Below are 12,293 nucleotides of genomic sequence, written 5' to 3'. Positions count from 1 at the left end.
ACGGTCCCCTCTCGCGCAACTCGGTCCACAGCGGGACCGGTTGTATCCGTTCCGTAGCCCAGAGTAGTTGTGCAACATCAACCTCGTCCTGTGAACCTCTACTTCCCCCGGACTCCCCAGTACCGCATGAACCTCACCGTCGGCGAGCACTCCGTACGCCACATCCGCCGTATCGTCCGCTCGCTGCTCGGGGAGTGGGGCCTGGGGCATCTGACCGACACCCTGGAGCTCGCCGTCAGCGAGCTGGTCACCAACGTCGTACGCCATGTCCCGGACCGCCGCTGCTCCCTGGTGGTGATGCGGCAGACGGCGGGGGTGCGGGTGGAGGTGACGGACGGCTGGCGCGAACTCCCTTTGGTACCAAGCGTGCCGAATCCGGAGACGGAGAGTGGCCGTGGGCTTACTCTGCTGGACGCCGTGGTCGACAAATGGGGCGTGGCACCGGGGGCCGGCGGCGGCAAGAACGTGTGGTTCGAGTGCGGGGTGACCTGAGGGCGGGGAGGCGAGCGACGATGCTTGCAGAGGTGCTGTCGGCGGCCGCGGCGGCCGGAGGAACGGCTGTCGTGGAGTCCGCGGGCTCGGATGTCTGGGCCTGGTTCAAGACGCGGGGCGCCCGGCTGATCGGGCGGGGCGACGTCGAGCGGGAGAGCGAGGCCCTGGACCGCCTGGAGCGGACCGCGGCCGCGCTGGCCGCCGCGTCGGACGAGGAGGAGCGGGAGCGGGTCAGGGCCGCGCACGCGCGGCTGTGGCAGGGCGAGTTCGCCTCGCTGCTGGAGATCCTGGGGCAGGAGGAGCGGGACCGCGCCGTGGCTGAACTCAACGCGCTGGCACGAGAGTTCGGGTCGGCCGGTGAGAAAGCGGGGCCGGTCGTGTCCGGGAACACCTTCCTCGGGCCCGCGAACGTCCAGATCGGCGACAACAACCGCCAGAGGAACTTCTTCGGGTCGGCGGGATGACCGGTTCGGGCGAGGTCTCGCACAACACGTTCAACGCCGCGGCCAACGTCCAGATCGGCAGTCACAGCACCCAGAACAACATCACGAACTACACCGTCGCCGTATCGCCGCTCGACGCGGTCACCGACGAGTTGGCTCGTGTGGTGGGCGCCCAGTGGCAGGAGGAGGCGGGTTTGCGGCGCCTGCTGAACCCGGCTCCGCTGCCCGTCCGTTGGCGGGTGAGTGAACGTCAGGTGGCGGGCGGGACGGCCGGGGCGACCGCCGAGGGGGCGCGGGCCCGGTTCGCCCCGCTGCCCGGTCTGCCCGCGGCCACCGGCGCCCGGCTGCGCGGGGGCGGCGGCCTGGATGAACTGCACCAGGTCTACGGGGGCCTGGCCTCGGGCCGTCTGCTGCTCGTCGGTCCTCCGGCGGCGGGCAAGACGGCGGCCGCCGTGCTGTTGCTCCTGGACGCCCTCACGTACCGCGAGCGGGCGGCCCCGCAGGACCGGGCGCGCATCCCCGTACCGGTGCTGTTGTCGCTGGACGGCTGGGAGCCGGAGAGGGAGAGCGCGGTCGACTGGGCGGCGGGCCGGCTGTCCCGCGAGTACACGCTGCTGCGGGGCGGGCAAGGGGAGGAACGCGCCCGTGAGTTACTGCGTGACGGGCGCGTCGCGCTGTTCCTGGACGGGCTCGACGAGGTCGGTCCTCAGCTGCGGAAGGCCGTCGTACGGGCGCTGGAGCCGGCACCCTTCCGGCTGGTCCTGATCTCCCGTGCGCTGGAGGCTGTGGGTGTGGCCAAGAAGGCCCGGTTAGGCGGTTCCCTGGGGCTGGAACTCCAGCCGGTGCGTCCCGCCGACGCCGCCGCGTACCTGCTCCATCGGCTGCCCGAGTCCGTCCCGCCCGCCTGGCTGAGGCTCACCGGCCGTCTGCGGGAGGAGCCGGACAGCACCGTCGCCCGGGCACTGACCAGTCCGCTGGCCATCAGCCTGCTGCGGGACGTCTATCCGGAGGACGGCCCGGTCGACGAACTCCTGGACGCGGACCACTTCCCCGCCCCGCGCGCCGTCGAGGACCACCTGCTGGACCGCGCGGTCACGGCCGCGTACACCCCGAGGCCCGGGCAACGGCGCCCGCCCTGCTCTCCCGAGACGGCCGAGCGGACGCTGCGCTACATCGCCGCGCGGCTCACCGAGGAGGGCACGCGGGATCTGCGGTGGTGGCACCTGCCGTCGTGGGTGGATCCGCGAGGCAGGGCGAAGCTCTGGGGGACCGTGGTCCTCCTGTTGTACACGGCAGCGGGTTTCCTCGTCCTCTCACAGATCATGGGCCCGTACTGGGCTCTGCTCATCGGCTTCGTGGGCGCCAACCTGGCCGGCGGAGTGACCGCCTGGGGCGTGGTGGTGCTGAACTTCCCGCAGCCGCTGCCGAGCGCCGGGTGGCGCGACATCTTCCCGCCGACGGCGATCCGTATCGGGCTCGTCAACTGGCTCTTCTGGGGCACCACCTCCTGGCTCGGCGCGTGGCTCCTGGGTATTCCCGTGCCCGTGTGGGTGCTCTACACGGTCGCCGCAACGATCGGCTTGGCCGCCACCCTGGTCAGCGGACGCGGCTACGAACTCATGGGCGACACCGTCCTGGGCATCGGTGCGCGGCACCCGCGGTACGAACAGCTGAGACGTGAGTTGGTTCCGCGGCTGACGTCGGAGACCCGGTCGATCGGACCGCGCGAGGTGTGGCGGCACCACGCCGGACTCAGACTGGTCCTCGGGATCCTGACCGGCCTCGCCGTGGCGGTGTTCGCCGGTTTCACCGGGTTGCCGTTCGGACTGCAGAGTGCCGCCTTCACCGCCCTGGCGGGCGGCATCGGTCCCGTCCTCTGGTCCGGCCCCGTCAACAACCTGGCCGTCACCACCGCCCTCACCGCCGTCCAGCTCTCCGCCCGGGAGGGCACTCCCGTACGCCTGATGTCCTTCCTGGAGGACGCCCGCCGCCGCAACCTCCTGCGCGCGACGGGCCCGGTGTACCAGTTCCGGCACGCCCGGCTCCAGGAGCGGCTGGCCCGGCCACCGAAGTGATCCGGCCGGCCTTCACCGGCTCCCGTGTCTCCTGGGCCGTCACCGCAGCGTGCGGTTGCCCCGGTCGGGGGCGACAAGGATCACAGTGCGGTCTCCGTCGGCGGCCGCGGGAGCGGGCACGCGTACCTGCGTAGACCGCATTTGGCTGCACTCTGCATCGATATGGGTACGGGACGTAAAGGGGTGAAGTGCTCCTATGGTCGCTTTCTGTCCCGTCCCCTACGAAAGGCAGGCGAGCCCCGTTTTGGCGACCGCCACAGCCGTCACCCCGCATCTGAAGACCCCGCGGGCCGTACAGGCCCCCGCCGACGTCACCGTCACCGACCCCGCACTCGTCAAGCGCGCCGTGAAGGCGGCCGCGCTGGGCAACGCGATGGAGTGGTTCGACTTCGGTGTGTACAGCTACATCGCGGTCACCCTGGGCAAGGTCTTCTTCCCGTCCGGCAACCCGACCGCGCAGCTGCTCTCCACGTTCGGCGCCTTCGCCGCGGCCTTCCTGGTCCGTCCGCTCGGCGGCCTGGTCTTCGGCCCCCTGGGCGACCGCGTGGGCCGCCGGAAGGTCCTCGCCCTCACCATGATCATGATGGCGGCGGGCACCTTCGCGATCGGCCTGATCCCGTCGTACGCGACGATCGGCGTCGGAGCGCCGCTGCTCCTGCTGGCCGCGCGTCTGGTGCAGGGCTTCTCCACCGGCGGCGAGTACGCGGGCGCCTCGACGTTCATCGCCGAGTACGCGCCGGACCGGAGGCGCGGCTTCTTCGGCAGCTGGCTGGAGTTCGGCACGCTGGCCGGGTACATCGGCGGCGCGGGTCTGGTCACGCTGATGACGGCCCTGCTCTCCTCGGACGACCTGCTCTCCTGGGGCTGGCGGATCCCGTTCCTGATCGCGGGCCCGATGGGCATCATCGGGCTGTACCTGCGGACGCGTCTGGAGGAGACGCCGGCGTTCGCGGCGGAGGTCGAGAAGGCGGAGGCCGCCCGGCCGAAGGTGCCGCTGCGCGAGATGGTCGCCGGCCAGTGGAAGGCGCTGCTCCTCTGCATGGGTCTGGTGCTGGTCTTCAACGTCACCGACTACATGCTGCTGTCGTACATGCCGAGTTACCTCACCAGCGAGCTGAAGTACGACGAGACGCACGGTCTGCTGGTCGTGCTCGGCGTGATGGCGCTGATGATGATCGTCCAGCCGTTCGCGGGTGCGCTGACCGACCGGGTCGGCCGCCGCCCGGTGATCGCCGCGGGCTGTGCGGGCTTCCTGTTCCTGTCGATCCCCGCCCTGCTGCTGATCCGCGACGGCAGCCTGGTGGCCGTGGCCCTCGGCATGGGTGCGCTGGGTCTCCTGCTGGTCTGCTTCACGGCGGCCATGCCGGCCGCGCTGCCCGCGCTCTTCCCGACCCGGGTCCGCTACGGCTCCCTGTCCATCGGCTTCAACGTGTCGGTGTCCCTGTTCGGCGGCACGACTCCGCTGGTGGTCACGGCGCTGATCGGGGCGACCGGGAACATGATGATGCCCGCGTACTACATGATGGCCGCGGCTGTCGTGGGCGGGTTCGCGGTGTGGCGGATGGCGGAGTCCGCGGGGCGGCCGCTGCCGGGGTCGGCGCCCTCGGTGGAAGCCCGGTAAGCGCCGTCGGGGGGGGGCGGGCCGTGCCTACGTGCGGGCCGGCGGGGGCTGATCGCGCAGTTCCCCGCGCCCCTTCGGGGCGGCGTGGCCGCAGCGCCGGAACCGATCACATACCGGCGCCGTCTGTAGCCCCGTGAATCGCGCCCGCATCCTCGCCGTCGTCCTCGCCCTCCTCGGCGTCCAGCTCGGCTGGCTCATCGCCCCCGCCTACGCCTGCGGCTGCGGCGCCATGGTCGCGGATCCCGCCTCGCAGATCGCCGTCTCCAGCGAGCAGTCCCTGCTGCGCTGGGACGGACGGCAGGAACAGATCGTCATGCGGCTGACGGTCGGCGGCGACGCCGACCGCGCCGCCTGGATCATGCCGGTCCCGCACCGGGCGACGGTCCGCCTCGGCGACCCGGCCCTCTTCGACCAGCTGGCCACCGCCATCGCCCCCGTGCACCGCACCCGCTACCACTTCTGGCCGCGGAACGGCGACTGGCCCTTCGACGACCAGGACGACGCGGCCGCCGCCGCGCCCCCCGCCGCGGGCGGCGTCGACGTGGTCGACCGGCAGCGGCTGGGCCCGTTCGACGTGGCCCGGCTGACCGCCACCGACCCGGCCGCCCTGGACACCTGGCTGCACGACAACGGCTTCACCTTCCCGGCCAGGCTCAGGACCGCCCTCCAGCCGTACGTCGACCGGCGCTGGGAGTACGTGGCCGTACGGCTCGCGCCCCGGTCCTCGCACACCCCGCTGCACGGCGCCCTCGACCCGCTCCACCTCACCTTCGCCAGCGACCGGCCGGTGTACCCGATGCGCCTGTCCCGCCTGGCCCGCACCCCGCAGTCCCTCGGCCTGTACGTGCTCGCCGCGCACCGCATGGAGACACGCACGGCGATCGGCGGGCAGCAGCCGGACGTCGTCTTCGCCGGCCGCCTCGACAAGCCGGCCGGTGCGCTCGGCAGGCTCGCCACGGGGACGCCCTATCTGACGGCCCTGAACCAGCAGTTCCCGGACCCGGCCCGGATCTCCGGCGACCACGAGCTGCGCCGCACGGCCGCCGACACCCCGGTCCAGCAGGTGGTCCACGAGGACCGGCTGCGCGAGGTGGCCGGGATCCCGGCGTGGCTGCTGACCGTCGGTGGCGGTCTGCTGCTGGTCGTCACGGCCGTCGTCCTGGTCGTCGTACGGCGTTCCCGGCGGCCGGTCGCTCCCCCGCCGCCGGTCCGGACCCCGCCGCCTTTCCCTCCGTCCGCGCCGCTCGGCTGAGACCATTCAGGGAGACGTGCCAAGAGCCTCGGGTGAAGACTCGGGGCAGACACTCGGGAAAGGCAGCAGACGCATGAGCGGGTCGCAGCTCTGGGACGACGTCGACTTCTACTTCAGCAGCCACCTCTCGCCGGAGGACGATGTGCTCCAGGCCGCCCTGCGCGACAGTGAGGCCGCCGGACTGCCGCACATCAGCGTGACGGCCCCCCAGGGCAAGTTCCTCCAGATGCTCGCCGAGATCCAGGGCGCCCGGAACATCCTGGAGATCGGCACGCTCGCCGGTTACAGCACGATCTGGCTGGCCCGCGCCCTGCCGGAGGACGGCAGGCTGGTCTCCCTGGAGTACAGCGCCAAGCACGCCGAGGTGGCCACCCGCAACATCGCCCGCGCCGGCCTGGACCGGATCGTGGAGGTGCGGGTGGGCCCGGCCCTGGAGTCGCTGCCCAAGCTCGCCGACGAGAACCCGGCCCCCTTCGACCTGGTCTTCATCGACGCCGACAAGGCCAACAACAGCCACTACGTGGAGTGGGCGCTCAGACTCTCCCGCACGGGCAGCCTCATCGTCGTGGACAACGTGGTGCGCGGCGGCCGGGTCACCGATGCCGACAGCACGGAAGCGGACATCGTCGGCACCCGTGCCGCCCTCGAACTGATCGCCGCCCACCCGAGGCTCACCGGCACGGCGCTCCAGACGGTGGGCAGCAAGGGGTACGACGGCTTCGCGCTGGCCCGGGTGCTGAGCTGAGCCGTCCCGGGGCTCACAGCTCGTGGTAGAAGCCCACGTTGACGCTGCGCGGCGCGGTGCGGTCCTGGACGATGATCTCGCCGGAGCCGCCGCGCGGCAGCGTGACGGCGGCGCCGTAGCCGACGGTCTGCGCGTACTCGCCGACGATCAGCCGCACTTCGGCGGACGGCTCGGCCTGCGAGCCGCGCAGCCAGGACACCTGCCAGCTGCCGTCGGGGCCGCACAGGAACTCCAGGTGGACCCGGGAGACGAACAGCCAGTCCTCGGGTGTGACCAGCCGGCACACGGACGCGTCCCGGCCCACCCGGAGCACGGCCCCCGGCTCGCTGGGTGCGTCGGCCATCGTCATGCCGGCCGTGGCGCCCGCGTCGGCCCCGGAGACGGTGGCCATGGTCAGTTCGAGCACGTGCGTTCCCCCTGAAGAAGCGGCGACGTCTGAAACGTCCTTGTGCCGCGGCCCGTTTGCCGGACCGCCGCCGCATGATAAAACGCCCGGCCGGGCCGCGTCCGGCACAATGGGTTCATGACCGAGCGAAAGCCACCGGGTATCCCGTTCGAGTCCTGGGTCGACCACCAGATCCGCGATGCCCAGCAGCGGGGGGAGTTCGACCGGCTGGCGGGCGCGGGCGAGCCGCTGCCCGCCGACCTCGACTCCACGTACGACGAACTGTGGTGGGTCAAGCGGAAGATGGCCCGCGAGGGGCTGGCGGTGCTGCCTCCGGCGCTGGCGCTGCGCAAGGAGGCCGAGGACGCGCTCGCGGCGGCCTATGCAGCGCCCACGGAGCGGATCGTCCGCAAGATCATCACCGACGTCAACGTGAAGATCCGCGACATGATGTTCCGGCCGCCGCCCGGCCCACCACTGGGCAAGAAGCCGTACGACGTCGAGGAGGTCGTACGGGAGTGGCGGCAGCGGAGGGCCGCCGCCACAGGGGACGTTGCGGGGTCGGAGGGGTAGCCGGTCAGAAGTGCAGCAGGCGTCCGGCCAGCTCCTCGTAGTCCCGCAGGGCAAGGCGCAGCTGCTCGGTGTCGCTCTCCACTCCTTCCTGCCAGGACATGCGCAGGGTCCGGCGGCGTCGTGTCACGGCCTCGCCGAACCGCGCGGCGATCTCCTCCAGCTCCCGGTCGGCCTCCTCGACCGCGGCACGCGGCGCGTCCACGAACCCGGCGACCGTCTGCAGCAGCCGCGTCTCCCACTGCTCCCTCTCCCCGTGCGGCAGCAGCGGGACCCGCAGCGCGGTGCTCTCCTGGCCGGGCGGGGCCGGCCAGGCATCCGCCCCCCGGCCCTCCGTCGTCGCCGCCTCACGCCCGGTGACCTCACCCGGGGAGGGCACGCCGAGCCCGTCCTCGGGCATCTCGTCGTCTGCCGCGCCGACGTCCCGGCGAGGCGCGACGGTACCCAGGGCCTGCTCCCCTCGCGCATCCGCCGCCAGGCCCTCCGCAGCGGGTGCGGGCCGCACCGGCCCGGTCTCCCAGTCCTTGGCCATGGCCCATCTCTCCTTCGGCCGGCTCTCTCCCCGGGTGACCCGGAAGACGGGCCACAAACGGCCGTCAGCGCGCGAAGCGGCGCAGTCCGGTCACCGACCACACGGTCGCGATGCGCCCGTCCACCACTTCCAGCATGTCGATGCCGCTCTTCTGGGCGCCGTCCGGCCCTGTCACGTACCAGCGGGACGCGACCTGCCCCAGCCCACCGTCCACCAGAGGGGTCCCCTCGACGGCGTACCGCAGTCCGGGCTTTCGGATACGGAAGTCGGAAACGTAGGAGGCGATGCCGGCCGGGCCGTGGATCTCGTCGGTGGCCGCGTTCTCGGGGTCGTTGCCGAAACGGATACGGAAAGCGGGCGCGAGGAACGCCTCCGGGTCGCTCAAGTCGCCGTTCCACAGGGCGGTCCAGCGGTCGAAGAGGGCGATGCCGGTGGCGGGGGTGAGGGTGCCGGTCGTCAGGGGTGTCGTCGTCATGGCTGGTGCCTCCGATGAGGATCGTCGCTGCTCGGAACGGGCACCAGCCTCCGCCCCGTCCGCGACACCCCCCTGTCGGTGATTGCCGTCACATTCCCAGCTCGCCGAGGGGCAACAGGTCCGAGCCGACGGTGTCCAGCGCGGCCAGGTCGACGGGGCGGTCCGGGGCCCGCTCGTCGAGGGCCGTGACCGTGCGGATGCGGTCGAGGCGGAAGCCGCGCGGGGCGTCCCGCAGCCGGCACCAGGCGGCCAGGTACCAGTGCTCCTCGCCACCGAGGAAGCCGAGCGGTTCGACGTCCCGGGCGGTGGCGGCGCCTGCCGCGTCGGCGTACTCCAGGCGGAGCACCCTCCCCGCCGACAGCGCCTCCCGCAGCGCGGCGGGCACCACCGGCTCGGCGCTCCGGGCCGGCCGCGTGACCGGTACGAGCAGCTGCACGCGCCCGGCCAGCTCCCCCGCCGCCCGCCGCTCCCGGCCGGGCATCACGGCCAGCACCTTGTGCAGCGCGCTGCGCGCGTCGGCCGCGAACGGCGTCCCGGTGAGGGCATGCAGCCCGACGGCCAGGGCGGTCGCCTCGGCCGGGGTGATGGTCAGCGGCGGCAGGGTGCGCTCCCGGTCGAGGACGTACCCGCCGGTGCGGCCGGGTTCGGCGTGGATCGGCACCCCGGACTGCTGCAACGCCGCCAGGTCCCGCTCGATGGTGCGGAGGCTGACCTCGAAGCGCCGGGCGAGCGCGCGGGCGCTGCGCGGGTGGGGGGCGGCGGCCCGCAACTCCTCGACCAGGGCGTAGAGACGATCTGTTCGGTTCACGAAGGACAGTCTCCGGAAATTCCGCCGCCCGGCGCGTCGATTCCGTGGCGGCCCGCTCGGCGCAAGGGTGAAGACAGCTCTCCCCGCCGCTCGCCCTGGAGCCGGCCCGGGAGGCGGCCGGCGGCAAGGACGTGTCCCTCGCCGACTGTGCCGACCTGGTACAGCAGTTCCTCCGGGAGGACTGGCTGGACTCCCCGGAGGTCACCCATATTCGCTTGCGCAGGGTCCGCGACCGCGCCTGAGAATGGCCGGCATGACCTGGACGATCACCCCGGAACCGTACGACTCCCCGGCGGCCGCCGCCCTGTGGCGGGCGTACTACACGGAGGTCAGCGACCGCTGGTACCTGCTGCACGAGGGACACCGCACCGACCCGGACGAGCTGGAGCGCGAGGTCGCGGCCGGGACCGGTGCCGAACTCGCGCCGCCCACCGGGCAGTTGCTGATCGGCCGGTACGACGGTGAGCCGGCCGGCTCGGCGGGCGTGCGGCTGCTCGCCCCGGACACGGCCGAACTCACCCGGGTGTTCGTGTACGAGGGGATGCGCGGCCAGGGCGGGGCCGCGCTCCTGGTCGCCGCCGCCGAGGAGGCCGCCCGGACCCTGGGGGCCGGGCACCTGATCCTCGACACCCGCAGCGACCTGGTGGAGGCGCGCGCCCTGTACGCCCGCCTCGGCTACCGCGAGACCGAGCCGCACAACGACGACCAGTACGCCGAACACTGGTTCCGCAAGGACCTGTCGGCACCCGGGGCCGTCACATGACCCTGGCCGCCGTCCCGTCGCGTGGCCGCTCGCGCTCCGAGCCGCACAGTTCGCCGGTGAGTTGCTTCACCAGCTTGGCCAGATCGGTGGACCGGCCGGGCTGCCACCAGTCGCCCAGCAACTCGGCCAGGGAGTCCTCGCGGGCCTTCGCCAGCCGTTCGGCGGCCTCACGGCCGGACTCGGTGAGCGTCAGGTCCAGACCCTTGCGTTCGACCAGGCGCCGCTCCTCGATCTGGCGTTCCGCACTGAGGACGACCTGCAGCGGGACGTCGGTGCGCTCGGCGAGCACACCGGGCTCCACCGAGCCGTACCTGCGGATGCGCAGCAGCATCCAGCTCGCGGCGGGCAGCAGGTCGTACCCGGCCCGCTCGGTGATCTTCCGGTAGATCTCCTGGCGTCCCTCGCGGGTGCCGAGCACGGACAGCGCGCGGCACACCTCGTCGTAGGAGGAGCGTTCGACCGGGTTGGGCGGGAGGGTCTCGGAGACGTCCGGCGCGGTGACCGAGCCGCGCAGCCGGTCCTCCTTCAGGAACCAGGCCAGGAGGAAGCCGAGGGCGGCGACCGGAGCGGCGTACAGGAACACGTCGGTGATGGCCGACGCGAACGCGTGCAGGGCCGCCGGGCGCAGCGAGGGCGGCAGGGCGGCGATGCCGCGCGGGTCGGCCTTGAGGGCGTCGGCCGTCGTGCCGGGCGGCAGGCTCACGCCCCGGAAGGCGGCGGCGAGCTGGTCACCGAGGCGGCTCGTGAAGACGGTGCCGAAGAGGGCGACGCCGAAGGACGCGCCGATGGAGCGGAAGAAGGTCGCGCCGGAGGTGGCGACGCCCAGGTCCTCGTACGACACCGCGTTCTGCACGATGAGGATGAGCACCTGCATGACCAGGCCGAGGCCCAGGCCGAAGACGAAGAAGTAGACGCTCATCTCGGCGGTCGGGCTGTTCTCGTCCAGCCGGTGCAGCAGGAGCAGGCCTATGGCGGTGACGGCGGTGCCCGTGACCGGGAAGACCTTCCAGCGGCCGGTGCGACTGACGATCTGCCCGGAGGCGGTCGAGGACAGCAGCAGGCCGACCACCATCGGCAGCATGTGCACTCCGGACAGGGTCGGCGAGATGCCGTGCACGACCTGGAGGAAGGTCGGCAGGTAGGTCATCGCGCCGAACATGGCGAAGCCGACGATGAAGCTGATGACGGCGGCCAGGGTGAAGGTGCGGATGCGGAACAGCTTGAGCGGCAGGACGGGTTCGGCGGCCCTGCGCTCCACGGCGACGAACGCGACGACGAGGACGACGCCCAGCACGGCGAGCCCGATGATCTGCGGCGACCCCCACGCCCACGTCGTACCGCCGAGGGAGGCCACCAGCACCAGGCAGGTGGCGACCGCGGCGATCAGGAAGGTGCCGAGGTAGTCGATGACATGGTGGGCGGCCCGACGCGGGATGTGCAGGGCGGTGGCGATCACCGCGAGGGCGACGACGCCGACGGGCAGGTTGACGTAGAACACCCAGCGCCAGCTGAGCTGCTCGGTGAACACGCCACCGAGCAGCGGCCCGAGCACACTGGTCGCGCCGAACACGGCGCCGAACAGCCCCTGGTAGCGGCCGCGTTCGCGGGGCGGCACGAGGTCGCCGACGATCGCCATCGACAGCACCATCAGGCCGCCGCCGCCCAGGCCCTGAAGCGCCCGGAAGCCGATCAGCTGGGGCATGTTCTGCGCCATGCCGCACAGCGCGGAGCCGATCAGGAAGATGACGATCGCGGTCTGGAAGAGCTTCTTGCGCCCGTACTGGTCGCCGAGCTTGCCCCACAGCGGGGTCGCGGCGGTCGAGGCCAGCAGATAGGCGGTGACCACCCAGGACAGGTGCTCCAGGCCTCCGAGATCGCTGACGATGGTGGGCAGCGCGGTCGACACGATGGTCTGGTCGAGCGCGGCGAGCAGCAGCCCGAGCAGCAGGGCGCCGATCGAGACGAGCACATGGGCGGAGACCTGCTCGTCGGCGTTCGACTCCTTCTCCGTGCCGTGCGTGTCCAGGGCCATGGAGACCTCCCGGGGCTCGAATGCACTCCTCTCATCGTGGGCGGTGTCACCGTTTATGGCCTGTTGAGGTCCCTGTCTGGCCGGTTTGCCGCGTGTTCCG

The 12,293-nt window shown here is 72.2% G+C and carries 13 protein-coding genes; 8 read left to right on the top strand and 5 right to left on the bottom strand.

Annotated features, from left to right (window positions below):
• Positions 1-126 precede the first annotated feature (126 nt).
• From ABZ471_RS08255 to ABZ471_RS08230, 6 genes are all read left to right on the top strand, one after another.
• Positions 127-492: an ATP-binding protein gene (locus ABZ471_RS08255; protein ID WP_359064043.1), complete on the top strand. Its 366-nt coding sequence runs from the start codon at positions 127-129 to the stop codon at positions 490-492.
• 20 nt (positions 493-512) lie between these two features.
• A complete protein-coding gene (locus ABZ471_RS08250; RefSeq protein WP_359063773.1) occupies positions 513-956 on the top strand; it encodes a hypothetical protein in 444 nt (147 codons plus the stop codon).
• Positions 953-3,010, top strand: coding sequence for a hypothetical protein (locus tag ABZ471_RS08245; protein WP_359063771.1), 2,058 nt, complete (start codon positions 953-955; stop codon positions 3,008-3,010). Before ABZ471_RS08250 ends, ABZ471_RS08245 begins: the two co-directional genes overlap by 4 nt.
• A gap of 196 nt (positions 3,011-3,206) precedes the next feature.
• A complete protein-coding gene (gene proP, locus ABZ471_RS08240) occupies positions 3,207-4,631 on the top strand; it encodes a glycine betaine/L-proline transporter ProP (protein ID WP_359063769.1) in 1,425 nt (474 codons plus the stop codon).
• A 133-nt stretch (positions 4,632-4,764) separates the two neighbouring features.
• Positions 4,765-5,883 carry a DUF2330 domain-containing protein gene (locus tag ABZ471_RS08235; RefSeq protein WP_359063767.1) on the top strand — a complete coding sequence of 373 codons (1,119 nt, stop codon included), beginning with the start codon at positions 4,765-4,767 and terminating at the stop codon, positions 5,881-5,883.
• Positions 5,884-5,956: 73 nt separating this feature from the next.
• Positions 5,957-6,628, top strand: a complete 672-nt coding sequence (locus ABZ471_RS08230; RefSeq protein WP_359063765.1) for an O-methyltransferase — start codon at positions 5,957-5,959, stop codon at positions 6,626-6,628.
• Between the two features lie 13 nt (positions 6,629-6,641).
• On the opposite strand, the gene ABZ471_RS08225 is transcribed toward ABZ471_RS08230, so the two are convergent.
• The gene (locus ABZ471_RS08225; RefSeq protein ID WP_359063763.1) at positions 6,642-7,034 is read right to left on the bottom strand and encodes a hypothetical protein; all 393 of its coding nucleotides are present in this window, start codon (positions 7,032-7,034) and stop codon (positions 6,642-6,644) included.
• Positions 7,035-7,151: 117 nt separating this feature from the next.
• Here ABZ471_RS08225 and ABZ471_RS08220 point away from each other — a divergent pair, with 117 nt between their 5' ends.
• Positions 7,152-7,586, top strand: a complete 435-nt coding sequence (locus ABZ471_RS08220) for a DUF1992 domain-containing protein (RefSeq protein ID WP_359063761.1) — start codon at positions 7,152-7,154, stop codon at positions 7,584-7,586.
• A 4-nt stretch (positions 7,587-7,590) separates the two neighbouring features.
• Here the strand turns inward: ABZ471_RS08220 and ABZ471_RS08215 are convergent, their stop codons facing one another.
• The 3 genes from ABZ471_RS08215 to ABZ471_RS08205 all read right to left on the bottom strand — a co-directional run bounded on the left by ABZ471_RS08215 (position 7,591) and on the right by ABZ471_RS08205 (position 9,398).
• Positions 7,591-8,115, bottom strand: a complete 525-nt coding sequence (locus ABZ471_RS08215; RefSeq protein ID WP_359063758.1) for a hypothetical protein — start codon at positions 8,113-8,115, stop codon at positions 7,591-7,593.
• Between the two features lie 64 nt (positions 8,116-8,179).
• The gene (locus tag ABZ471_RS08210) at positions 8,180-8,590 is read right to left on the bottom strand and encodes a nuclear transport factor 2 family protein (RefSeq protein ID WP_359063756.1); all 411 of its coding nucleotides are present in this window, start codon (positions 8,588-8,590) and stop codon (positions 8,180-8,182) included.
• Positions 8,591-8,678: 88 nt separating this feature from the next.
• Positions 8,679-9,398 (bottom strand): YafY family protein, encoded by a 720-nt coding sequence (locus ABZ471_RS08205; RefSeq protein ID WP_359063754.1) that lies wholly within the window; start codon positions 9,396-9,398, stop codon positions 8,679-8,681.
• A 244-nt stretch (positions 9,399-9,642) separates the two neighbouring features.
• On the opposite strand from ABZ471_RS08205, the gene ABZ471_RS08200 reads away from it, so the two are divergent.
• Positions 9,643-10,161 (top strand): GNAT family N-acetyltransferase, encoded by a 519-nt coding sequence (locus ABZ471_RS08200; protein ID WP_359063751.1) that lies wholly within the window; start codon positions 9,643-9,645, stop codon positions 10,159-10,161.
• Here ABZ471_RS08200 and ABZ471_RS08195 read toward each other — a convergent pair.
• A complete protein-coding gene (locus ABZ471_RS08195) occupies positions 10,154-12,193 on the bottom strand; it encodes an MFS transporter (protein WP_359063749.1) in 2,040 nt (679 codons plus the stop codon). The two genes, ABZ471_RS08200 and ABZ471_RS08195, sit on opposite strands and share 8 nt — an antisense overlap.
• Between the last annotated feature and the right edge of the window lie 100 nt (positions 12,194-12,293).

The organism is Streptomyces sp. NPDC005728, from assembly GCF_040630895.1.
In the GTDB taxonomy this organism is placed as follows: Bacteria; Actinomycetota; Actinomycetes; order Streptomycetales; family Streptomycetaceae; genus Streptomyces.
The sequence above is the reverse complement of the archived record's forward strand: the minus strand, read 5'-3'. Positions and strand labels throughout refer to the sequence as shown.

What these genes read in the sequence shown, in the direction of transcription:
- ABZ471_RS08255 (WP_359064043.1), top strand. Translation starts at nt 127, where the DNA reads ATGAACCTCACCGTCGGCGAGCACTCCGTACGCCACATCCGCCGTATC.
- ABZ471_RS08250 (WP_359063773.1), top strand. Translation starts at nt 513, where the DNA reads ATGCTTGCAGAGGTGCTGTCGGCGGCCGCGGCGGCCGGAGGAACGGCT.
- ABZ471_RS08245 (WP_359063771.1), top strand. Translation starts at nt 953, where the DNA reads ATGACCGGTTCGGGCGAGGTCTCGCACAACACGTTCAACGCCGCGGCC.
- proP (WP_359063769.1), top strand. Translation starts at nt 3,207, where the DNA reads ATGGTCGCTTTCTGTCCCGTCCCCTACGAAAGGCAGGCGAGCCCCGTT.
- ABZ471_RS08230 (WP_359063765.1), top strand. Translation starts at nt 5,957, where the DNA reads ATGAGCGGGTCGCAGCTCTGGGACGACGTCGACTTCTACTTCAGCAGC.
- ABZ471_RS08220 (WP_359063761.1), top strand. Translation starts at nt 7,152, where the DNA reads ATGACCGAGCGAAAGCCACCGGGTATCCCGTTCGAGTCCTGGGTCGAC.
- ABZ471_RS08215 (WP_359063758.1), bottom strand. Translation starts at nt 8,115, where the DNA reads ATGGCCAAGGACTGGGAGACCGGGCCGGTGCGGCCCGCACCCGCTGCG.
- ABZ471_RS08210 (WP_359063756.1), bottom strand. Translation starts at nt 8,590, where the DNA reads ATGACGACGACACCCCTGACGACCGGCACCCTCACCCCCGCCACCGGC.
- ABZ471_RS08200 (WP_359063751.1), top strand. Translation starts at nt 9,643, where the DNA reads ATGGCCGGCATGACCTGGACGATCACCCCGGAACCGTACGACTCCCCG.
- ABZ471_RS08195 (WP_359063749.1), bottom strand. Translation starts at nt 12,193, where the DNA reads ATGGCCCTGGACACGCACGGCACGGAGAAGGAGTCGAACGCCGACGAG.